Origin of the sequence: Mycobacterium sp. E136 (assembly GCF_001666865.1) — a bacterium.
GTDB lineage: Bacteria > Actinomycetota > Actinomycetes > Mycobacteriales > Mycobacteriaceae > Mycobacterium.
The window spans coordinates 13,447-35,234 of sequence record NZ_LZJE01000092.1 but is presented as its reverse complement, the minus strand read 5'-3'; the positions used below and the strand labels follow the sequence as shown (position 1 = coordinate 35,234).

Sequence of the window (21,788 nt, the reverse complement as noted above, 5' to 3'; positions counted from 1 at the left end):
GGGGTCATGGCCAGACTTCAGGAGCTCCCGCTGCAGGCGTTCGCCAAGGCTCAGCAACTCGTCGAACGCGGGTCGGCCGAGCTGCACTATGCCGCGAAGATGTTCGGCGCCGGTGCGTTCAAGATCGAACCACCGCAGAATGTCGCCGCGATGCTCGCCGACATTCGTCGGTGGGGCGAATTCGGGATGATCCCGGCGCTCAATGCCCGCCGCACCCCCAACGGGATGGCGATCATCGACGACTTCGGCGAAATGACCTTCAAGGAACTCGACGATGCCGCGCATTCGGTGGCCAACGGCCTGCTGGAGAAGGGCGTCAAGGGCGGCGACGGCGTCGCGATCCTGGCCCGCAACCACCGGTGGTTCCTGGTCGCGCTGTACGGCGCCGCCCGCACCGGCGCCCGCATCATCCTGCTCAACAGCGAGTTCTCGGGTCCCCAGGTCAAGGAGGTGTCCGAACGCGAAGGCGCCAAGCTGATCATCTACGACGATGAGTACTGCGAGGCCGTCTCGAAGGCCGACCCGCCGCTGGGCAAGCTGCGCGCGCTTGGTGTGAACCCCGACGCAGATCAATCGTCGGCCTCCGCCTCCGGCGACGAGCCGTCGAAGAGCACCGACGAGACGCTCGAGGACTTCGTCTCGCGTCACACCGGCAAGCCCGCGCCGAAGGCGACCAAGCACTCGTCGGTCATCATCTTGACCAGTGGCACGACGGGAACACCCAAGGGCGCCAACAGAAGTACGCCGCCGACGCTGGCCCCGATCGGTGGTGTGCTGTCGCACGTGCCGTTCAAGGGCGGGGAGGTCACCGCGCTCCCGGCGCCGATGTTCCACGCGCTGGGCTTCCTGCACGCGACGATCGCGATGATGCTGGGCACCACACTGGTGCTGCGCAGGAAGTTCAAGGCCGCCAAGGTGCTCGAGGACATCGAGAAGCACAAGGTGACCGCCATCGTGGTGGTGCCGGTGATGTTGTCGCGCATCCTCGATGCGCTCGACGGCATGGACCGCAAGCCCGACCTGTCCTCGCTGCGGATCGTCTTCGTGTCGGGTTCACAGCTGGGCGCGGAGATGGCGCAGCGTGGGCTCAAGGCGCTCGGACCGGTCATCTACAACCTGTACGGATCGACCGAGATCGCCTTCGCCACCATCGCGCGACCCCAGGATCTGGAGAAGAACCCAGCGACCGTCGGGCCGGTGGTCAAGGGTGTGAAGGTCAAGATCCTCGACGACGACGGCAACGAACTGCCGCAGGGCGAGGTCGGGCGGATATTCGTCGGCAACTTCTTCCCGTTCGAGGGCTATACCGGCGGTGGGCACAAGCAGATCGTCGACGGGCTGATGTCCTCGGGCGACGTCGGCTACTTCGATGAGAACGGCCTGCTGTACGTCAGTGGCCGCGACGACGAGATGATCGTGTCCGGCGGTGAAAACGTGTTCCCGGCCGAGGTGGAGGACCTGATCAGCGGTCATCCGGAGGTCGTGGAGGCCACCGCCGTCGGTGTCGAGGACAAGGAGTGGGGCCATCGGCTGCGGGCCTTCGTGGTCAAGGCCGACGGCGCCTCGATTGGCGAGGACGAGATCAAGCACTACGTCCGCGAGCACCTGGCCCGCTACAAGGTGCCCCGCGAGGTCGTCTTCCTCGACGAGCTGCCGCGTAACCCGACCGGAAAGATCCTGAAGCGCGAGCTGCGGGACATGGACGTCGACGGAGGCGGCGATAAGGCAGAGGCCGACGGAGGCGGCGAGAAAGCAGAAGCCGACGGAGGCGGCGAAAAAGCAGAAGCCGACGGAGGCGGCGAGGAGAAGTCGAGCGAGAAGGCGGACGCCAACCAGTCGGAATAGTCGCGCCGCCGCAGAGGTAGTAGCAGGGCGTGAACATTGATCTGACTGGAAAGACCGCGCTCGTCACCGGGTCGACCCAGGGCATCGGGCTGGCGATCGCCGAGGCCCTGGCGGGCAGTGGCGCACGCGTCGCCGTCAACGGCCGCAGCCGCGAACGTGTCGACGAGGCCGTGGCGAAGCTCGACGGCGACGTGCTCGGCGTCGCGGCCGACGTGGCCGCCGAGGAGGGCGTGGCCGAACTGCTCCAGCGGCTTCCCGACGTCGACATCCTGGTCAACAACCTGGGCATCTTCGGCGCCGTACCGGCCCGCGAGATCACCGACGAGCAGTGGCGCACCTATTTCGAGGTCAACGTGTTGGCCGCGGCCCGGCTCATCCGTGCGTATCTGGCGGCCATGACCGAGCGGGGCTGGGGGCGGGTCATCCAGATCGCCAGCGACTCCGCGCTGGTGATACCCGAGGAGATGATCCATTACGGCGTGTCCAAGACCGCGCTGTTGGCGTTGTCACGAGGCTTCGCCAAGGACGCCGCGGGATCCGGTGTCACGGTCAACTCCGTGATCGCCGGGCCGACGCACACCGCGGGTGTCGAGGACTTCGTCTACCAACTCGTCGACAAGTCGTTGCCGTGGGAGCAGGCGCAACGCGAGTTCATGCGCAAGCATCGGCCACAGTCGTTGTTGCAGCGGCTCATCGAACCGGCCGAAATCGCCAATCTGGTCGCATATCTCGCGTCACCGCTGGCATCGGCGACGACGGGAGCGGCGGTGCGTGTCGACGGCGGCTACGTCGATTCGATCGTGCCCTAGTTGTTCTGACCACAGAGGTTGGTGACGGCGTGGCGTGGTGACATGACGAAGACCTCCGAGTGAAGTGCGAGCTGTCTAAGAAACGCACTCACCACCGGAGGTCTTCGTGGTCCACCGTAATGCCTTTTTGTCCGAAGCCGGCCGCTTGAGGCTGGCGCGTTGTGTTGTCGAGGATGGCTGGCCACTGCGCCGAGCCGCGGAACGATTTCAGGTCTCCTCGACCACTGCGGCCCGCTGGGCCGGGCGCTACCGCGAGCTGGGTGCTGCGGGGATGGCCGATCGCAGCTCACGACCTCACCACAGTCCCAACCAGACACCGACACGCACCGAGCGGCGCATCATCAAAGTCCGGGTGATCCGTCGGTGGGGGCCACACCGCATCGGCTACCTGCTGGGACTGCACCCTTCGACCGTGCATCGGGTTCTCACCCGCTACGGGCTGGCCCGATTGCGCTGGTTGGATCGGTCGACCGGCCGTGTCATTCGGCGCATGGAACCCGCCCGGTGCGGCGATATGGTCCACGTCGACGTCAAGAAACTGGGCAAGATCCCCGCTGGCGGGGGCTGGCGCATGCTGGGCCATCTGGCCGGACGCTCTAATTCCCGGGCCGACAAGAGCTCCGGTGTCAAAGGCAAGAACCGCGATCCACTGCGGGGCTACCACTATCTGCATACCGCCATCGACGGGCACTCACGGCTGGCCTATAGCGAGCTGCTCACCGATGAACGCAAAGACACCGCAGCAGCATTTTGGGACCGCGCCAACGCCTGGTTCACCATATGCGGGATCACCGTTCGGAAAGTCTTGACCGACAACGGCTCCTGTTACCGGTCACGCGAATTCCGTGATGCGTTCGGAACCATCGAGCACCGCCGCACCCGTCCCTATCGACCCCAGACCAACGGCAAGGTGGAGAGGTTTCACCGCACTCTGGCCGACGAGTGGGCCTACGCCCGGCTCTACCGCAGCGATGCCGAACGCTGCGAGCAATTCCCCATCTGGCTACACACCTACAATTACCACCGCGGCCACACCGCACTCGGCGGCCAACCACCCGCCACCCGCGTACCTAACCTCTCAGGGAAGAACACCTAGTCGGCCATCGCGGCCGCGCCGGGAATGGCCAGACACACCAGCATCAGCAGGAGCAGGAACCACCCGGCGCCCTGCCACTGCACCCAGGCGCCCTCGGCCTTCCACTCTCGATAGGTCCTGACGAACGCGCCCACCCCGCCCAGGAACAGGATCGCTGGGACGGTCGAGGCGGCGACGATCGAGGTCTTCGAGACAACCGCGTAGATGACGAAGGCGAGGGCGGCGACCGCGACCACCACCGCCGCGTAGATGGCGGCGGCCCGGAAAGCTCCCGGCCGGTCCCAGCGTTTCTCGACGTCGTTGGTCATGACATCAACATTGCCCCAGGCGCGCTCGTTAAACGCTCACAAGGGGCCGTTGACGAACGCCGACAGACACCCGGGGATGTCGCGGCAGGCGATCACCGCGGTCTGATCGGGCGGACCGCCGCGGACCCTCGGCGGCCGGGGACCGAAGTTGCAGGACGTCGCCCACGGGTTTCCGGGAAGAACGCCGGGATAGCACGGCGCCGCCTGTTCTCGCGGCGCCGGAGCGTCGCCGATGACCGTCGGCGCGACGAACAGCCCCACCATCGCCGCGGCGCCAACCGAGGCGCGGGCGATTCGAATGCCGAAGCTGCTCATCACATCCGCCAACCGTTGGAACGTGACCGTGAATCAAGGCTACGCCCGTTCGGCAAGCGTGTTACGGATCGCGCGGCAATCCCAGCAGGCGCTCGGCGATGATGTTGAGCTGCACTTCGGTGGTCCCGCCGTAGATCGTGGTGGCCCGGCTGCCGAGCAGGTACTCCGCCCACCGGCCGGGCTCCTGCTTCGGATCCCCGATCGCGCCGTCGGTGCCGAACGACGACACCGCGAACTCCGCGTAGCCCTGGCCGGTCTTCATCGACAGCAGCTTGGAAATCGCCGCCGCGGGCATCGGATCACCACCGGCCAGCGTCAGCAGCGTCGAACGCATGTTGAGCACCTTGGCGGCATGGCCTTCGGCGATCAGCCTGCCCGCCGAATTCTGCTCGATCTGGTCGAACTGACCCTCCTGTAGGAACGTGATGAAGTCGGCGAGGCTGGCGAGGAACGGCGGTTCGCTGCTGCCGATTGACACACGTTCGTTGGTCAGCGTGTTCCTGCTGACCTCCCAGCCTCGGTTCACCTCGCCGAGCACCATCTCGTCGGGCACGAATACGTCGTCGATGAACACGGTGTTGAACATCGCGTTACCGGTCAGCTCGCGCAGCGGCTTGACCTCGACGCCTTCGCTGGCCATGTCCAGCAGGAAATAGGTGATGCCGTTGTGCTTGGGCGCATTGGGATCGGTGCGCGCCAGCAGCGCACCCCACTGCGAAAACTGAGCACCCGTGGTCCAGATCTTCTGCCCGGTAATCCGCCAACCGCCGTCGACCTTCGTCGCCTTCGTCGTCAGGCTGGCCAGGTCAGAACCCGCACCGGGCTCGGAAAACAGCTGGCACCAGATCATTTCGCCGCGGAACGTCGGCGGCAGGAAGCGCTGCTGCTGTACGTCCGTGCCGAACGCCACGATCGAAGGAATGATCCACGCCGCGATGCCCATCTGCGGGCGCTTGACCCGGCCCGAGTCGAACTCCTGGGCGATGATGATCTGCTCGACGGGTCCGGCCGCGCGTCCCCACGGCTTGGGCAGGTGCGGTTGCACCCAGCCCCCCTCGGCGATCGCGACGTTGCGCTCTTCACGTGAAATTGCTTTGAGCGCAGTCACTTCCGCGCGGATCTCATCGCGCAGCTTTTCGGTATCGGGATCGAGGTCGATGTTGAGCTTGCGCATCCCCGTGGTGGTCGCCACGTCGACGACCTGCTGCGGGTAGTCGGCGTGCCTGCCGAAGCCGGCCGCCAGCACCAGCGCGCGCCGGTAATAGACGTTGGTGTCATGCTCCCAGGTGAAGCCGATGCCACCGTGCACCTGGATGCAGTCCTGGGCGCAGTGTTGGGCCGCTTCGGGTGCCAAGGTGGCCGCCACAGCCGCGGCGAACTCGAAAGCGGCGTCGTCCGAGCCGGTTTCGCGGAACTCGTCGATGGCCCGGGCGGCATCCCACACGGCTGCGGTGGCGCGCTCGGTGTCGGCGATCATCGAAGCGCACTTGTGCTTGATGGCCTGGAACTGGCCGATGGGCCTGCCGAACTGTTCGCGGATCTTGGCGTATGCGGCGGCGGTGTCGGTGGCCCACCGGGCCACGCCGATGCACTCCGCGGACAGTAACGTCGAGATCAACGCGCGGGCCAGCGGGCGGCTCAGGTTGCTCAGCACCCGGTCGTCGCCCACCTCGACGGCGTTCGCGCGTACGTGCGCGACGGGCCGCAGCGGATCCAGGCTCGTGACGGGTTCGATCTCCAGCTGGTCGGCGTCGAGGACCACCCACTCTTCGCCGCTGTCGATGGCGACGGGCAGCACCAGCAGCGACGCCTGCCCGGCGACGGGCACGGCGCGCACCTCGCCGCGGATGACCAGGCCGGCCGCTTCGCCTTCACCGTGCCGGGTGGCGGTCAGGCTGGAGTCGATGGCGTAGGTCGCGATCGTCGTGCCGGAGGCCAGGTCACCCAGTTGCGGGGCGTTGGGGTCGTGGGCCGCGATCAGCGCGCTGGCGATGGCCGACGGCACGAACGGCCCTGGAACGGCGCCGTAGCCGAATTCGGCGGCGACGATGGCGAGCTCGAGGATTCCGAAACCTTGTCCACCAACGTCTTCGGACAGGTGCACACCCTGCAGGCCCTGCTCGGCCGCGCCCTTCCAGTAGGGCGGCGGGTTCGGGATCGGCGTCTCCAGGGCCTCGTGCAGCACCTCGGACGGCGCCACCCGAGCGACGAAGGACCGCACCGAGTCGGCCAGATCGTTGTGCTCAGGACTGATTGCAATGGGCATACGTGCACCTCACTGTGACGGAGTGTCCCTATTAACCGGTCGGTTGGGAGACACGATACCGTTCACGACGTTGGCCAGTTCACGGCCGTCCCACAGCCGGCGACAGTTGTCGACCGCGTGCTCCAGATACCGCCGCATGGTGTCGGCGGTGTACCAGGTGACGTGCGGGGTGAGCACCACGTTGTCGAGCGACAACAACGGGTTGTCGATCTCGACGGGTTCGGTTGCGAACACGTCGAGACCCGCGCCGGCCAACTTGTTCGAGCGCAGCGCTTCGATGAGGGCGGTCTCGTCGACGATCGCCCCGCGGCTGGTGTTGACCAGCACCGCGCCGGGATTCATGCGGTTGAGCGCCGTGCGGTCGATCATGCCGGCCGTCGCATCGGTCAGCGGGAGATGAAGCGAGACGATGTCGCTGGCGGCCAGCAGGTCGGGTAGCGCTCGCCAGCCGGGATGCCCGTCGTCGCGCGTGCTGGTGTGCAACACCTCGGCGTCCATTGCCTGCACGATGTGCTCGACCTTTTTGGCGACATTGCCGTAGCCGATCAAACCGACCGTGCAGCCGCCGATGTCGCGGACGGTCTCGCCCAGGCTCGGGTCGGAGGGCCAGCCTTGGCCCTCGCGGGTCGCACGGTCGAGTTCGGTCAGCCGGCGTAGCACGGCGAGCATCAGCAGCACGGTGCCCTCGGCGACCGATGGGGCGTTGGCCCCGGGCATGTTGGCGACCGCGATGCCCAGGTCGGTGGCGGTTGCCACGTCGATTGTGTTGACCCCGGCGCCCATCTTGTGCACCAACTGGCAGCGTCGCGCTTCGGCGAGGTCGTCACCGGAGATCGGCCGCAGCACGTGCCAGATGACGTCGGCCTCGGGGAGTTCGCGGTAGAAGGTGGCGTCATCATCCTCCGCGCAGTAGCGGATGTCGAGCCAATCAGACTGCGGCGCAACGAACTCGACCGCCTTGGGGCCGGGAGTGAGATGGGCGAGGACCCTCAGCGGCGAACGTCCGCCGGTCAGCGCCACCGCTTCGCGATCCACTTCGCGATGGTATCGGCCTGCTCGCTGCGCGCTCCGGGAGTCGTGAAGTAGTGGTCGGTGTCGATCGAACACTGCGCCTTGTCCATGCTGGCGAGCGCGTCGAAGATGTGCTGGGCGTCGGACGGGAACACACCGGTGTCCTGCTCGGCGTTGATGACCAGCGCCGGGCAGGTGATCCGGTTGAGGTGCGGTTCAGCGCGGGTCTGCGCGTGACGCAGGCTCCACATGCCGATCCAGTTGCGTAGCGTGCAGGCCGACGCGATTCCGCGCGCAGATCGGTTGGCCTGCACCGGCACTCCGGCGTAGCACATGTTCGCCGGTCGTTTAGTCGGCTCCAGGGTGGGATCCACCATGCGGGGATCCGCCCACGTCCGCAGCACCGTGAACGGACGGTCGGAGAAGCCGGCCCCGCGCACGTATTCGAGTTCGGCCTCGGCCCAATCGGTGATCGCGTGATTCCGCGCGATCTGGGCGGCGCGGTACCGCTCGACGAAGTCGGCTGAGAACGGGGGGCCGTTGCGGTCGTCGAAGATGTCGAGTTCGGGATCGCTTGCCACGGCATCGGTTTCGTCGACGACCGACGCGTCCATCCACGCGGTGAGCACGTCGGGACGACCGGGGTGCGCGGCGGTCGAGACGTAACCGTCGGCAGGTGGCAGGTCGTTGAGTCCGGCTGCGGGTCGCATGCCCTGCAGCGGCGTCACGTGCGGGTCGACGGCCTGCGCCTGGTATGCCGCCATCAGTGAACCGCCACCCGAGTTGCCCAACAACACAACGGTTTCCACCCCCGCAACCTCGCGGAGCCACCGCACGCCGACGCCGATGTCAACCAGAGCATGGTCGAGCAGGAAGCTGCTCTCGAACCCGCGGTATCTGGTGTTCCAGCCCAGAAAGCCGATTCCGCGGGTGGCCATGTAGTCGGCGAGATAGTGCTCGGAGAAGTCGATCTGGTAGTGCGTCGCGATCATCGCGACCTTCGGCTTACCGCCCACGCCTCGGTGATAGAGGCCCTGGCACGGGTGACCGCCCGCACCCGCGCGGCGGGCGGTGGGGGAGTCGAGACCGACGAATTCGCGGGTGACGCCCGGCGTTGCGGTGGTCGACGGCGTTCTGGTCATTCGCGTCCCCCGGGATCCAGCGAAAAGTCAAGGGCTACAGGCTGTTCTACGGTCTTGATGACCGGCGTGATCGACAGCGGGACGCGCGGGGCGATCGTCATAGCGGTGCCGGTCCGTTCGTCATTGCTCGTGATTGCCCCTGATGCTAAATTCGATTTGCGTTTCTGGCCAGAGATTCGCGCTAGGAGGCGCCCATGATCAGGCCCGACAATCCCAACACCGAGTTCGAGCTCGGCGGTATCAACCACGTGGCGTTGGTGTGCTCGGACATGGCGAGAACCGTCGACTTCTACAGCAACGTCCTCGGGATGCCGCTGATCAAGTCGCTCGACCTGCCGGGAGGCATGGGGCAGCACTTCTTCTTCGACGCCGGCAACGGCGACTGCGTCGCATTCTTCTGGTTCGCCGACGCGCCGGACCGGGTTCCCGGTATCTCATCGCCGGAGGCCATTCCGGGCATCGGGGACATCGTCAGTGCCGTCAGCACCATGAACCACCTGGCTTTCCACGTGCCCGCCGAAAAGTTCGACGAGTACCGGCAACGGCTCAAGGCCAAGGGTGTGCGGGTCGGGCCGGTGCTCAACCACGACGACAGTGAGGGTCAGGTTTCTCCGACCGTGCACCCCGGTGTGTATGTCAGGTCGTTCTACTTCCTGGACCCCGACGGCATCACGCTCGAATTCGCGTGCTGGACCAAGGAGTTCACCGAGCATGACGCCAACGCGACACCCAAGACGGAGGAGGACAGGCGTCCGAGGGTGACCGCCTGACGGATCAGTCGTCCGTGGGCGCGCCCGAGACCGCGTCGATGTTCGCCGCAAGCCGGTCGACGAGTTGGTCGGCGTCGAGGTCGAGGTGCCCCGCCAGCCAGGCGCTGATGGTCTGACCGACCCCGCCCACGGCGAAATGCGCCGTCGCCTCGTCGAGTTCGTTGTCATGCGGGACGACGGAGTCCGCGTGTTGCAACAACAACTTCGCGAACAGCGCCGTCGAATCCGCGCGCTTGCGCACGATCACCGTGTTCGACAGTGCGACGCTGAACACCAGTCGTCCCACGCGCTGATCTGCGGCGATGGTGCGCACGATGTTCGCCATCGCCGCACGGGAGCCCTCACGGAGCGGCGCGGCGGCGACCGCAGCCTGCGTGGTCGCCGCGATGTCGGCGATCACCCAGTCGTAGACCGCTGCGGTGAACTCGTCCTTGTCGCTGAACGTCTCGTAGAAGTACCGGACACCCAGCCCGGCCTGCGCGCAGATGGCCCGCACCGTCAACTCGGCGGGGTCCCCACCGGCGCCGAGCAGTTCGAGGCCGGCCTCGAGCAGGCTCTGCCTGCGCTGCGCGAGGCGTTGAGCCGCGTCGACGCCGCGGTAGGGGCGGACCTGTGCCATGGCCGCCATCTTGACACTCGGTACCGACCCGGGGCAATATCAGGAAACAAGCGTTCTCACATTTGCGATAGGGGTTCCCCGATGGTCACCCAGCCGATCGACCACGTCGGACGACCGGTCAACGACGCGCCTCTGCCGGGTCAGAAGCTGCTCCGCGACGTATCGCCGGAGGACGCGATGCTCGGTATCGGGCTGTTGTCCGGACCCGCCAACGTGATCATGGAACTCGCGCGGCCGGGAGTCGGGTATGGCGTCAAGGACAGCCGCGTCGAAAGTGGCCGTGCCGACCGGCATCCCATCAAGCGGGCGCGGACGACGTTCACCTACCTCGCGGTCGCGCTGGCCGGCACCGACGTACAGAAGGCGACGTATCGGCGCGCGGTCAACCGGTCGCATCGCGAGGTGTACTCGCTGCCGGACAGCCCGGTCGAGTACAACGCGTTCGACAAGGACTTACAGCTGTGGGTGGCCGCCTGCCTGTACAAGGGTTTCGTCGACGTGTACCGGGTCTTCGTCGGCGAGATGGATGACGCGTCCGCCGATCGCCACTACCGCGACGGCGCGGCGTTGGGCACAACGCTGCAGGTGCCCGCGGAGATGTGGCCCGCCGACCGCAAGGCCTTCGACGAGTACTGGCAGCAGTCGCTCGACAAGGTCCACATCGACGACGCGGTGCGCGAATACCTGTGGCCGATCGCGGCGGGTCGCATCGGTAACCTCAAGCTTCCGGCATGGCTGCAGAAGCGCACCGATGCCGTCAACCTCTTCATCACGACCGGCTTTCTGCCGCAACGGTTCCGCGATGAGATGGGCCTACCGTGGGACGCGGCCAAGCAGCGGCGGTTCAACCGCGTCATGCGCCTGCTCGGGCGCATCAACAACGTGATGCCGCGATTCGTCCGCCAGTTCCCGTTCAACGTGCTGCTCAAGGATCTGGACTGGCGTGTGCGCACGGGGCGCCCGCTGGTGTAGTCAGTCCGGCTGCTCAGCCCGCTGTCAGATTCGCAGCGTACAAAGAGGTACATGCGTACCGATAACGACACCTGGGACATCACCACAAGCGTCGGCTCGACCGCGTTGTTCGTCGCCGCCGCCCGCGCGCTCGAAGCGCAGAAGCAAGACCCCCTCGTCGTCGATTCGTACGCAGAGACCTTCTGTCGCGCCGTGGGTGGCGAGTGGGCGGATCTGCTCGACGGGGAAGCGCCCGACCATCCTCTGCGCACCGACGACTTCGGTGCGCATTTCGTGGACTTCCAGGCCGTCCGCACCAAGTACTTCGACGACTACTTCCGTGCCGCCGCAGACGCCGGAGTGCGGCAGATCGTGATGCTCGCCGCTGGACTGGACTCGCGTCCGTACCGCCTCGACTGGCCCGACCGCACCGTGGTGTTCGAGTTGGACCAGCCGCGGGTGCTCGACTTCAAACGACATGCCCTCGACGGCCACACTCCGCGGGCCGAGCGCCGCGAGGTCTCGGTCGACCTTCGCAACGACTGGCCGCGGGCGCTGCGCGACAACGGATTCGATCCGCACGAGCCGTCGGCCTGGATCGCCGAGGGCCTGCTGATCTACCTGCCTGCCGTTGCCCAACGCGAGCTGTTCACCGGGATCGCCTCGCTGGCCGCCCCGGGTAGCCACGCGGCCGTCGAGGAGGCGGCGCCCATGGATGCGGCGGCCTTCGAGGCGAAGAGGCAAGAGGAGCGGTCCGTCGGTGACGAGGACAAGTTCTTCAGCTTGGTCTACAACGAGCAGCACCAGCCCGCCGCTCAGTGGTTCGGCGCCCGCGGTTGGCGCGCCGAGGCCACCCCACTCGTGGACTACCTGCGCGAGAACGGCCGACCGGTGCCCGAGGAGGGTTCGGAGGCGGCAACGATGACCGGCACGATAAGCCTGGTGAGCGCCGTCAAATCGTGAGCCCCCCGCTCACTGGCTGAGACGCCGAGGTGCGTCTGTACAAGTTAGCTTAGTCAATGCTAACTTCGCCCCGTAAAGTTAGCCTGCCATAACTACGGGGAGATCACGGCGCGTGCCGCTACAAACGGATTTTGCTGCGACTTCGCGCGTCGACCACGACGTGGTAAGTCGGTTCGCCACGTGTTGCCGCGCCCTCGGGCTGTCGGTGCACGACCGTCGACGCCCACCTGACCAGGCCGCTGCCCGGTCAGGATTCACCGAACTCACCCGCATCGCCCGCGACCAGTGCGATGCGTGGACGGGACTCGCCGCGTCCGGCGACACCAGCGCCAGGGTCCTCGAGGCTGTCTGGCAGACCGTCGCCACCGCCGGTGTCCTGCAGCGCCACGTACAACTTGCCGACGGCGACCTCGCCTTCACCTACGACACCGGCCTGTACCTGAAGTTCTCGGCGTCCACACCGGACGACTTCCAACTGGCCTACGCCGTCACGCTGTGCGACGCCGGTGACTACGTGGGCGCTGACGAACTCGTCGAACCGCTGATCACCCGGCGCCCCAGCTGGCTGGACGCCCGATGGGTGCGCATCGCGATGTATTACCGCGCCGAGCGTTGGTCCGATGTGGTCCGCCTGATCACGCCGATCGTCAACGACGAGCGCCTCGACGCGACCTACGCCCATGCGGCACGCGTCGCGCTCGGCACGTCGCTCGCACGCCTCGGTATGTATGCACCCGCACTGTCGTACCTCGAAGATCCGTCCGGCCCAGTCGATGTCGCGACGGTCGACGGCACGCTGGTCAAGGCGCTGTGCCTGCGCGCACAGGGCGAGGAGCTCGACGCCGGCGACGTGCTCGCCGAGCTCTACGCGGCCAACCCGGAGAACGAGCAGGTCGAGGTCGCGCTGTCGGACACCTCCTACGGCATCGTGCCGACCACGGCCGCGCGCATCGAGGGCCGCTCCGATCCGTGGGATCCCGCCACCGAGCCGAGTGAGGCGGACTTCGTCGACCCGGGCGCCAAGGAGCGCAAAGCCCACCTGCTGATCGAAGCCGAGGCCGAGCTCGCCGAGTTCATCGGCCTCGAAGAGGTCAAGTATCAGGTCGCGCGGCTGAAGAGTTCCGTCGCGATGGCGATCCGTCGCCAGGAGCGCGGCCTGACCGTCGCGCAGCGCACCAACCATCTGGTGTTCGCGGGCCCACCCGGTACCGGCAAGACCACGATCGCGCGCGTCGTCGCCAAGATCTATTGCGGCCTGGGCATTCTCAAGAAGGAGACGGTCCGCGAGGTGCACCGTGCCGATCTGATCGGCCAGCACATCGGCGAGACCGAGGCCAAGACCAACGCGATCATCGACAGCGCGCTCGACGGCGTGCTGTTTCTCGACGAGGCGTATGCACTGGTGTCGACCGGCGCCAAGAACGACTTCGGCTTGGTCGCGATCGACACGCTGCTGGCGCGCATGGAGAACGACCGCGAACGACTGGTGGTCATCGTCGCCGGTTATCGCAAGGATCTCGACGCATTCCTCGACACCAACGAGGGCCTGAGGTCGCGGTTCACCCGCAGCATCGAGTTCCCCTCGTACACACCACATGAACTGGTCGAGATCGCGGTGCGGATGGCCGAGAAGCGGGACAGCGTCTTCGAACCGGCGGCACTGGCCCACATGGAGTCGCTGTTCGGGCAGCTGGCCGCGGCGACGACGCCGGACGCCGCGGGCGTGGAGAGGCGCAACCTCGACATCGCCGGTAACGGCCGGTTTGTCCGCAACCTGGTCGAGCGTTCCGAGGAGGAGCGCGAGTACCGACTCGATCACTCCGAATCCCACGACTTCACAGATGACGAGCTGATGACCATAACCGATGAAGACGTCACCAAGTCCGCCATTCCGCTGCTGCGTGGCCTCGGCCTGACGGTGCCCGAATGAGCACTGAAGATCACGACCGCCGCGCGTTCACGTCCCGAACACCGGCCAACGAGAACCCCGACCGGGTCGTGTACCGTCGCGGCTTCGTCACTAGGCACCAGGTCACCGGATGGCGATTCATCATGCGGCGCATCGCATCCGGGGTCGCCCTGCACGACACCCGCATGCTCGTCGACCCGTTGCGCACGCAGACTCGTTCGGTGCTCGTCGGCGCGCTGGTACTGATCACCGTCGTCGCAGGATGTTTCGTGTTTTCGCTGATTCGCCCCGGCGGGGTCGCGGGCAACGACGCGATACTCGCCGATCGCACCACATCGGCGCTCTACGTACGCCTCGGTGAGCAGCTGCACCCGGTGCTGAACCTGACGTCCGCGCGCCTGATCGCCGGCCGCCCCGACAACCCGTCGCAGGTGAAGACCAGCGAGATCGACCAGTTCCCGCGTGGCAACCTGATCGGCATCCCGGGTGCGCCCGAGCGCATGGTGCAGAACACCACCCGCGACGCCGATTGGACGGTGTGCGACGGAGTTTCGGGGCCGGCGGCCGGCGTCACGATGATCGCGGGCCCGTTGAGCGACGGCGGTGAACGCGCCGCGCCGCTGGCCGATGACAAGGCGATCCTGGTCTCGAACCCGGCCGGACCCAACGCGGGCACCTGGCTGCTGTGGAACGGCCACCGCAGTCCGATCGACATGAACGACCGTGCGGTCACCAGTGCGCTGGGTCTGGGCACCGGAGGTGCCGATGCGCGCCCGATCGCGGCGGGCTTGTTCAACGCGGTCCCAGAAGCTCCCGCGCTGAGTCCGCCTGCCGTTCCCGGTGCCGGCGAGCCGCCGCGATACCCGCTGCCGGTGCAGGCACCGGTCGGCGCGGTGGTCGCATCCTTCGCCACCGACAACACCCTGCGTCACTACGCGGTTCTCAACGAAGGGCTGCAACCGATTTCGCCCGTCGTCGCCGCGATCATGCGCAACACGAACTCGTACGGGCTCGAGCAACCGCCGCGGCTGGGCGCCGACGACATCGCGCGTCTGCCGGTCGCCAACGCCATCGACGTCGACGCCTATCCCGCACAACCGGTTTCGCTTGTCGATGCCACCGACGCGCCGTTGACATGTGCCGAGTGGAAGCGGCCCGCGGACGCCACCAGCGCGACCCTGTACCTGCGCACCGGTGTCACGCTGCCCGTGTCTGATCAGCTGCGCCCCGTGCAGCTCGTCGGGGCGGGCTCGGGGACCACCGCGAACAATGTGGTGCTGGCCCCCGGCCGCGGCTACCTGGTCCAGACGGTCGGGCAGGACGGCGGAGGTGTGTCGACGTCACCCGCCGGCGGAGCGTCCTTCTGGCTCAGCGACGTCGGGGTACGCTACGGCCTCGACACCGACGGTGACGAGAACGCCATCACCGCCCTCGGGCTGAACCCGCCCGCCCTGCCCATCCCGTGGTCGATGCTGAGCCAGTTCGCTCCCGGCCCGACGCTGTCGCGCAGCGACGCATTGCTGGCCCATGACGCCCTGGCCGCCGACCCACGCCCCGCTGTTGTGAGGGAGACGCCGTAATGAGCCGGCTCATATTCGAGGCGCGACGCCGCATCCCGGTGCCGACGACGCGCAAAGGCACCATCGCGATCGAACCGCCGCCGGAACTGCCGCGGGTGATCCCGCCGTCGCTGCTGCGGCGCGTGCTGCCGTTCCTGATCGTCATCCTGATCGTCGGCATGATCGTGGCCTTGGTGGCCACGGGTATGCGACTGATCTCGCCGACGACGCTGTTCTTCCCCTTCGTCCTGCTGCTGGCCGCGACCGCGCTCTACCGCGGCACCGACAACAAGATGCGCACCGAGGAAGTCGACGCCGAACGTGCCGACTACCTGCGTTACCTGTCGGTGGTCCGCGACAACGTGCGCGCGCACGCCGCCGAGCAGCGCGCGGCGATGGAGTGGTCGCATCCGGATCCGACGCTGCTCATCGACGTGCCGGGGACCCGCCGACAGTGGGAGCGCGACCCGCACGACCCCGACTTCCTGGTGGTGCGCATCGGACTGCACGACGCACCGCTGAACGCGTCGCTTCGGGTGAAGGACAGCGCGGACGAGGTCGATCTCGAGCCGGTGTCGCACAGCGCATTACGTGCGCTGCTCGATGTGCAGCGGACGGTGCGCGACGTGCCGGCCGGCATCGATGTCGGCAAGGTCTCGCGCATCACCGTGCTCGGCGAACCCGACGAGGTCCGTGGGGCGCTTCGCGCATGGATCGCCCAGACCGTCACCTGGCACGACCCCGCTGTGCTCGGCGTCGCGTTGTTGTCATCGGACATCGAGAGTGACGACTGGTCGTGGCTGAAGTGGCTGCCGCACAACGACATCCCGGGTGCCGTCGACGGTGCCGGCCCTGCCCGGTACCTCGCGTCGGACATCGGCGAACTGCGCGCGCAACTTGCCCCCGCGCTGGACGACCGGCCGTCGTTCGGCAGTGACGACGACGCCGAGAGCAAGCACCTGCTCATCGTCGTCGACGACCCCGACGTGGACACCACGACACTCGTCCCGCGGGGCGGATTGGCCGGTGTGACGCTGGTGCAGCGCATCGCCGAGCCGCCGCACCGCGAGCAGTATCCCGATCCGGAGCGACCGATCCTGCAGTTCAGCGGCGGAAGGTTGCAGCGCTGGCAGACCGGCGGGTGGCAGCCCTATGTCGACGCCGCCGATCGGCTAGACGCCGCGACCGCGCGCCACATCGCGCGTCGGTTGTCGAAGTGGGACTCCAACCCGAGCCACGCACGCACGGGCAGCACCGGTGTCGCCACCTTTTCCACGCTGCTCGGCATTCCGGACGCCGCGGCGCTGGACGTGGCGAGTTTGTGGGCCCCGCGGGCACGCGAGGACGAACTGCGGGTGCCCATCGGCGTGACCGCCACCGGGGAGCCGCTGATCTTCGACCTCAAAGACGAGGCCGAGGGCGGTATGGGCCCGCACGGCTTGATGATCGGTATGACCGGCTCCGGTAAGTCGCAGACGTTGATGGCGATCCTGTTGTCGCTGCTGACGACTCACTCCGCCGATCGGTTGATCGTGATCTATGCGGACTTCAAGGGTGAGGCCGGGGCGGATATCTTCCGGGACTTCCCGCAGGTGGTCGCGGTCATCTCGAACATGGCCGAGAAGCGCTCGCTCGCCGACCGGTTCGCCGATACGCTGCGCGGTGAGGTGGCCCGGCGTGAGCAGTTGCTCATGGAGGCCGGCCGCCGGGTGCAGGGCAGCGCGTTCAATTCGGTGCTCGAGTACGAAGCGGCGATCGCGGCGGGCCACGACCTGCCGCCGCTCCCCACGCTGCTCGTCGTCGCCGACGAGTTCTCGCTGATGTTGTCCGACCATCCCGAGTACGCCGAACTGTTCGATTACGTTGCGCGGAAGGGACGTTCGTTCCGTATCCACATCTTGTTCGCCTCACAGACGCTGGACGTGGGCCGGATCAAGGACATCGACAAGAACACGTCCTACCGCATCGGGCTCAAGGTGGCCAGCCCGGCCATCAGCCGCCAGATCATCGGTGTCGAGGACGCGTTCCACATCGAGGCCGGTCCGGAGCACAAGGGGGAGGGATTTCTCGTGCCGGCGCCCGGCGCGATGCCGGTGAAGTTCCGCAGCACGTATGTCGACGGCATCTACGACCCGCCCCGGGCAGAGAGATCAGTTGTGGTGCAGTCGGTTCCGCTGCCTCAGCCGTTCACCGCGGGCCATGTCGAGGCGCCCGCGGAGACGATCGTCGTGTCGGATCCCGCCGCCCACGAGGAGCGCGCGCCGCGCAAGCTCATCGCCACCATCGGCGATCAGCTCGCTCACTACGGCCCGAAGGCGCCGCCGCTGTGGCTTGCCCCGCTCGACGAGCCGATCCCACTCGACGATCTGCTCGCCCGCGCCGACGTGACCGAGCGTCAATGGCGTTGGCCGCTCGGCGAGATCGACCGTCCGTTCGCGATGCGCCGTGACCCGCTGATCTTCGACGCCAGGTCCGCGGGGTCCAACCTGCTGATCCACGGTGGGCCCAAGTCGGGTAAGACCACGGCGTTGCAGACCTTCATCCTGTCCGCGGCGGCCCTACACTCACCGCGCGACGTCACGTTCTACTGTCTGGACTACGGCGGCGGTCAGCTGCGGCCGCTCGAAGATCTGGCCCATGTCGGCAGCGTCGCCTCGCCATTGGAGCCCGAGCGCATCCGGCGTACGTTCGGCGAGCTCGAGCAGCTGCTGCGTACGCGCCAGGCGCGGGGCCACTCCGGCAACGGCCAGCGCGACGAGTACGGCGAAGTGTTCCTGGTCATCGACAACCTCTATGCGTTCAGCCGGGACAACACCGACACCTTCAACACCCGTAACCCGTTGCTGTCGAAGGTGACCGAGCTGGTGAACACGGGGATGTCCTACGGCATCCACGTCGTCATCACGACGCCGAACTGGCTCGAGGTGCCGTTGGCCATGCGTGACGGTCTCGGCCAACGCCTCGAACTGAAGCTGTCCGACGCCCGAGACAGCAACGTCCGGGTCACCGGGGCCCTGCGCCGGCCGGCCGAGGCGGTGCCCGTCGATCAGCCGGGCCGCGGTCTGACCATGGCCGCCGAGCACTTCCTGTTCGCCGAGCCGTCGCTGCGTGACATCGCGGTGATCAACGACCGCCATCGCGGCGTCAGCGCGCCGCCGGTGCGGTTGCTTCCGCACGAGCTCGCGCCGAGCGCCGTCGCCCCGCTGTATCCAGCGCCGGAACGGGTGGTCATCGGCCAGCGCGAGGAGGATCTCGCGACGGTGTCCATGGCCTTCGATCAGAACCCGCTGCTGATGGTGTTCGGTGACGCCAAATCCGGCAAGACGACGTTGCTGCGCCACATGATCCGCACCATCCGGGAGAATTCCACGTCCGATCGCGTCGCGTTCACCGTGATCGACCGGCGCCTGCACCTCGTAGACGAGCCGTTGTTCCCGGACAACGAATACACCCCGAACATCGACCGGATCACCCCGGCGATGCTCGGGCTGACCGCCCTGCTGGAGAAGCGCCGCCCGCCGGCGGATATGTCTGCGCAGGAACTGACCAGGTGGAACTACCGGTCCGGCGACGACACGCATACCCACTACCTGATCATCGACGACGTCGACCAGATCCCGGACGCGCCCGCGATCAGCGGACCGTTCGCCGGACAGCGACCGTGGACCGGCATCATCGGATTGCTGTCTCAGGCAAGCGAACTGGGACTGCGTGTCATCGTGACAGCGCGGGCCACCGGCTCCGCACACGCCCTGATGACCGCGCCCTTGCTACGTCGGCTCAACGAGTTGCAGGCCACGATCCTCATGCTGTCGGGCAACCCGCAGGACAGCGGCAAGATCCGGGGGCACCGGTTCCGCCGCCTGCCCGCGGGCCGAGCGATGCTGCTCGACGACGGTGACGGGCCGACGTTCCTGCAACTGGTCAATCCGTTCGCGGATGCGGTGGCCGAACGTTCGAGCAACAACGGAAACAGTGGAAGGGAGTACAACTGATGACTCTTCGCGTCGTTCCCGAAGGTCTCGCCGCAGCAGCCTCGGCCGTCGAGGCATTGACGGCCCGGTTGGCAGCCGCTCACGCCGCAGCGGCGCCCGCGGTGACCGCTGTGATCCCGCCGGCCGTCGATGCGGTGTCGATACAGACCGCCCTGGGCCTGAGTGCCCATGGAGCGCAGCACAACACCGTTGCGGCCCACGGCGTCGAGGAGCTCGGCCGCTCCGGTCTCGGGGTCGGCCAGTCCGGGACGAGTTATGCCACGGGCGACGCGGCGGCCGCGGCGAGCTATCTGGTCGCCGGTAGCTGATCGTGACGGCTCCCATCTGGATGGCGCTTCCGCCGGAGGTGCACTCGACCATGCTGAGCAGCGGGCCCGGACCGGGTTCGCTGTTGGCTGCGGCTGGTGCGTGGCAGTCGCTGGCGGCCGAATACTCATCTGCTGCAGCGGAGTTGACCGCCGTGCTGGGTGCGGTCCAGGGCGGTGCATGGGAGGGGCCGAGCGCCACACAGTACGCGGCAGCTCACACGCCGTACCTCGCGTGGTTGGCACAGGCCAGCGCGAACAGTGCGGCTGCGGCGGCGCAGCACACCACGGCCGCGGCGGCGTACACCACGGCGCTGGCGACCATGCCGACGATGGCGGAACTCGCGCTCAACAAGTCCACCCACGCGGTGCTGCTCGCCACGAACTTCCTCGGTATCAACACGATTCCGATCGCGTTGAACGAGGCCGACTACGTGCGGATGTGGATCCAGGCGGCAACGACGATGAGCACGTACCAGGCGGTGTCGGGTGCCGCGGTGGCGGCGGCACCGACCACGCCGCCCGCACCGCTCCTGCTCGCTCCCGGCGTGGGTGAGGCAGGTTCGGCCGCAGCCGACATGCAGCAGGCGGCGGCGATGGCGACTGCCGCCGACTCCGGTGGTGCGCGAAACATCGCGGACTCCATTGCGGATCTGTTGCGGGACATCATGAGGTTCTTCGAGGACTTCTTCGAGTCGATCCTGAACTTCGCACGCCAGTTCTTCGGCAACGTCCTCGACGCGCTGAGCGACTTCATGAACAGTTTCTTCGGGTGGCTGTTCAATCCATCGTCGGGACTGGTGCTGTTTTTCGTTCTGTACCAGGCGATCACTCAGCCGCTCGGATGGACGACGTGGTCTTTGATCTTCAGCGCTCCGATCTGGTTGCCGCTGCTGATCGGCCTGATCGTCCAGTCGCAGACCCCGCCACCGCTTCCGGCCGCCGCACCCGAGCCCGCACCTGCTCCCGCACCGGCGCCCGTCCGGCCGGTCGCGGAGCCGCGCGCGGAATCGCTTCCGCCGGTTGCCACCGTGGCGCCGACGGTCCCCACCGCTCCGGCCGCTCCCGCCGCGTCGGTGAGTGCGGGCGCGGCACCTGCGGGTGCGCCCCCGGCGCCTGGTGTAGGCGCGGCCGTGCCGTACGCGGTGGCCGGACCGGAGCCCGAAGGCGGTATCTCTCCGACGTTCCGCGAGGGAACGGGGTTGACGGCACCCGCATCGGACATTGCTGCGTCGGCCGCCGCCGCAGCTGCGGCGTCGTCGTTGGCCAAGCGCAAGGCCCGGCGTAAGCGCCCGCAGCCGGTGCACCAGCGGCAATACGCCGACGCCTACATGGATTACGAACCCGACGAACCGGAAGACGCGGCCCCGCCACGCGAACGCGTTCGGCGCCCGCGCGTGGCCGCGTCGGAGAAGGGCGCCGGCGCAGTGGGATTCACCGGTGCGGCGACCAAGTCGGACGCCGAGCAGGCAAGCGGGCTCACTGAGCTCGCCGGCGACTCGTTCGGCGGCGGCCCCACCGAACCCATGCTGCCCAGCGACTGGGACCACAAGGGGGGAGAGAACGACTGAACCGAGCTGACCGAAACCGATTCCGCCGAACCACAATCCGAAAGGAACATCCATGAGCCTCCTGGACGCTCACATCCCCCAACTCGTGTCATCCGAGGCAGCGTTCTCGGCGAAGGCTGCACTGATGCGCAGCACCATGGCGCAGGCCGAGCAGGCAGCGCAGTCGGCGCAGGCCTTCCACATGGGCGAGTCGTCGGCCGCGTTCCAGGCCGCACACGCCCGCTTCCTCGAGGTCTCTGCGAAGGTCAACGCGCTCCTGGACATCGCTCAGGTCAACCTCGGCGACGCTGCGGGCACCTACGTGTCGCAGGACGCGGCTGCGGCCAGCACCTACACCGGTATCTGATCGTCGAA

17 protein-coding genes and 1 pseudogene are annotated in these 21,788 nt (G+C 67.3%); 12 read left to right on the top strand and 6 right to left on the bottom strand.

The features are described 5' to 3' along the window. Positions 1-6: 6 nt before the first annotated feature. The 3 genes and pseudogenes from fadD2 to A5698_RS06805 all read left to right on the top strand — a co-directional run. A pseudogene (gene fadD2 / locus A5698_RS06815) lies at positions 7-1,701 on the top strand (long-chain-fatty-acid--CoA ligase FadD2); the annotation flags it as partial. 173 nt (positions 1,702-1,874) lie between these two features. After that, on the top strand, positions 1,875-2,654 hold the full coding sequence (locus tag A5698_RS06810; protein ID WP_068294776.1) for an SDR family NAD(P)-dependent oxidoreductase: 780 nt from the start codon (positions 1,875-1,877) through the stop codon (positions 2,652-2,654). A 106-nt stretch (positions 2,655-2,760) separates the two neighbouring features. Next, positions 2,761-3,750: an IS481 family transposase gene (locus A5698_RS06805; RefSeq protein WP_068294773.1), complete on the top strand. Its 990-nt coding sequence runs from the start codon at positions 2,761-2,763 to the stop codon at positions 3,748-3,750. On the opposite strand, the gene A5698_RS06800 is transcribed toward A5698_RS06805, so the two are convergent. The 5 genes from A5698_RS06800 to A5698_RS06780 form a co-directional block, all read right to left on the bottom strand. Further along, positions 3,747-4,058 carry a hypothetical protein gene (locus tag A5698_RS06800; RefSeq protein WP_068294770.1) on the bottom strand — a complete coding sequence of 104 codons (312 nt, stop codon included), beginning with the start codon at positions 4,056-4,058 and terminating at the stop codon, positions 3,747-3,749. The genes A5698_RS06805 and A5698_RS06800 overlap by 4 nt on opposite strands. Before the next feature lie 36 nt (positions 4,059-4,094). Beyond that, a complete protein-coding gene (locus A5698_RS06795; RefSeq protein ID WP_067082590.1) occupies positions 4,095-4,373 on the bottom strand; it encodes a hypothetical protein in 279 nt (92 codons plus the stop codon). A gap of 61 nt (positions 4,374-4,434) precedes the next feature. Next, positions 4,435-6,639, bottom strand: coding sequence for an acyl-CoA dehydrogenase family protein (locus A5698_RS06790; RefSeq protein WP_068294767.1), 2,205 nt, complete (start codon positions 6,637-6,639; stop codon positions 4,435-4,437). 9 nt (positions 6,640-6,648) lie between these two features. Then, on the bottom strand, positions 6,649-7,674 hold the full coding sequence (locus A5698_RS06785; protein ID WP_231967318.1) for a 2-hydroxyacid dehydrogenase: 1,026 nt from the start codon (positions 7,672-7,674) through the stop codon (positions 6,649-6,651). Next, the gene (locus A5698_RS06780; RefSeq protein WP_068294764.1) at positions 7,650-8,792 is read right to left on the bottom strand and encodes an alpha/beta hydrolase; all 1,143 of its coding nucleotides are present in this window, start codon (positions 8,790-8,792) and stop codon (positions 7,650-7,652) included. The genes A5698_RS06785 and A5698_RS06780 overlap by 25 nt, the downstream gene beginning before the upstream one ends. A gap of 194 nt (positions 8,793-8,986) precedes the next feature. Between A5698_RS06780 and A5698_RS06775 the strand changes: the two genes are divergently transcribed. Beyond that, positions 8,987-9,562, top strand: coding sequence for a VOC family protein (locus A5698_RS06775; protein ID WP_068294761.1), 576 nt, complete (start codon positions 8,987-8,989; stop codon positions 9,560-9,562). Between the two features lie 4 nt (positions 9,563-9,566). On the opposite strand, the gene A5698_RS06770 is transcribed toward A5698_RS06775, so the two are convergent. Then, positions 9,567-10,181, bottom strand: coding sequence for a TetR/AcrR family transcriptional regulator (locus A5698_RS06770; protein WP_068294894.1), 615 nt, complete (start codon positions 10,179-10,181; stop codon positions 9,567-9,569). Positions 10,182-10,262: 81 nt separating this feature from the next. Here A5698_RS06770 and A5698_RS06765 point away from each other — a divergent pair, with 81 nt between their 5' ends. The 8 genes from A5698_RS06765 to esxG all read left to right on the top strand — a co-directional run bounded on the left by A5698_RS06765 (position 10,263) and on the right by esxG (position 21,780). Then, positions 10,263-11,153 (top strand): oxygenase MpaB family protein, encoded by an 891-nt coding sequence (locus A5698_RS06765; protein WP_068294757.1) that lies wholly within the window; start codon positions 10,263-10,265, stop codon positions 11,151-11,153. A 51-nt stretch (positions 11,154-11,204) separates the two neighbouring features. After that, the gene (locus A5698_RS06760) at positions 11,205-12,095 is read left to right on the top strand and encodes a class I SAM-dependent methyltransferase (RefSeq protein ID WP_068294754.1); all 891 of its coding nucleotides are present in this window, start codon (positions 11,205-11,207) and stop codon (positions 12,093-12,095) included. Positions 12,096-12,207: 112 nt separating this feature from the next. Then, positions 12,208-14,025: a type VII secretion AAA-ATPase EccA gene (gene eccA / locus A5698_RS06755; RefSeq protein ID WP_286144361.1), complete on the top strand. Its 1,818-nt coding sequence runs from the start codon at positions 12,208-12,210 to the stop codon at positions 14,023-14,025. Continuing rightward, the gene (gene eccB, locus A5698_RS06750) at positions 14,022-15,584 is read left to right on the top strand and encodes a type VII secretion protein EccB (RefSeq protein WP_068294748.1); all 1,563 of its coding nucleotides are present in this window, start codon (positions 14,022-14,024) and stop codon (positions 15,582-15,584) included. Before eccA ends, eccB begins: the two co-directional genes overlap by 4 nt. Next, positions 15,584-19,558 (top strand): type VII secretion protein EccCa, encoded by a 3,975-nt coding sequence (eccCa, locus tag A5698_RS06745; protein WP_068294746.1) that lies wholly within the window; start codon positions 15,584-15,586, stop codon positions 19,556-19,558. The genes eccB and eccCa overlap by 1 nt, the downstream gene beginning before the upstream one ends. Continuing rightward, positions 19,558-19,866, top strand: coding sequence for a PE family protein (locus tag A5698_RS06740; protein WP_068294743.1), 309 nt, complete (start codon positions 19,558-19,560; stop codon positions 19,864-19,866). The genes eccCa and A5698_RS06740 overlap by 1 nt, the downstream gene beginning before the upstream one ends. A gap of 2 nt (positions 19,867-19,868) precedes the next feature. Beyond that, the gene (locus A5698_RS06735) at positions 19,869-21,434 is read left to right on the top strand and encodes a PPE family protein (protein WP_156670635.1); all 1,566 of its coding nucleotides are present in this window, start codon (positions 19,869-19,871) and stop codon (positions 21,432-21,434) included. Positions 21,435-21,486: 52 nt separating this feature from the next. Then, positions 21,487-21,780, top strand: a complete 294-nt coding sequence (gene esxG / locus A5698_RS06730) for a type VII secretion system protein EsxG (RefSeq protein WP_067086999.1) — start codon at positions 21,487-21,489, stop codon at positions 21,778-21,780. Positions 21,781-21,788: the final 8 nt, after the last annotated feature.

What these genes read in the sequence shown, in the direction of transcription:
- A5698_RS06800 (WP_068294770.1), bottom strand. Translation starts at nt 4,058, where the DNA reads ATGACCAACGACGTCGAGAAACGCTGGGACCGGCCGGGAGCTTTCCGG.
- A5698_RS06795 (WP_067082590.1), bottom strand. Translation starts at nt 4,373, where the DNA reads ATGAGCAGCTTCGGCATTCGAATCGCCCGCGCCTCGGTTGGCGCCGCG.
- A5698_RS06790 (WP_068294767.1), bottom strand. Translation starts at nt 6,639, where the DNA reads ATGCCCATTGCAATCAGTCCTGAGCACAACGATCTGGCCGACTCGGTG.
- A5698_RS06780 (WP_068294764.1), bottom strand. Translation starts at nt 8,792, where the DNA reads ATGACCAGAACGCCGTCGACCACCGCAACGCCGGGCGTCACCCGCGAA.
- A5698_RS06775 (WP_068294761.1), top strand. Translation starts at nt 8,987, where the DNA reads ATGATCAGGCCCGACAATCCCAACACCGAGTTCGAGCTCGGCGGTATC.
- A5698_RS06770 (WP_068294894.1), bottom strand. Translation starts at nt 10,181, where the DNA reads ATGGCACAGGTCCGCCCCTACCGCGGCGTCGACGCGGCTCAACGCCTC.
- A5698_RS06765 (WP_068294757.1), top strand. Translation starts at nt 10,263, where the DNA reads ATGGTCACCCAGCCGATCGACCACGTCGGACGACCGGTCAACGACGCG.
- A5698_RS06760 (WP_068294754.1), top strand. Translation starts at nt 11,205, where the DNA reads ATGCGTACCGATAACGACACCTGGGACATCACCACAAGCGTCGGCTCG.
- eccB (WP_068294748.1), top strand. Translation starts at nt 14,022, where the DNA reads ATGAGCACTGAAGATCACGACCGCCGCGCGTTCACGTCCCGAACACCG.
- eccCa (WP_068294746.1), top strand. Translation starts at nt 15,584, where the DNA reads ATGAGCCGGCTCATATTCGAGGCGCGACGCCGCATCCCGGTGCCGACG.
- A5698_RS06740 (WP_068294743.1), top strand. Translation starts at nt 19,558, where the DNA reads ATGACTCTTCGCGTCGTTCCCGAAGGTCTCGCCGCAGCAGCCTCGGCC.
- esxG (WP_067086999.1), top strand. Translation starts at nt 21,487, where the DNA reads ATGAGCCTCCTGGACGCTCACATCCCCCAACTCGTGTCATCCGAGGCA.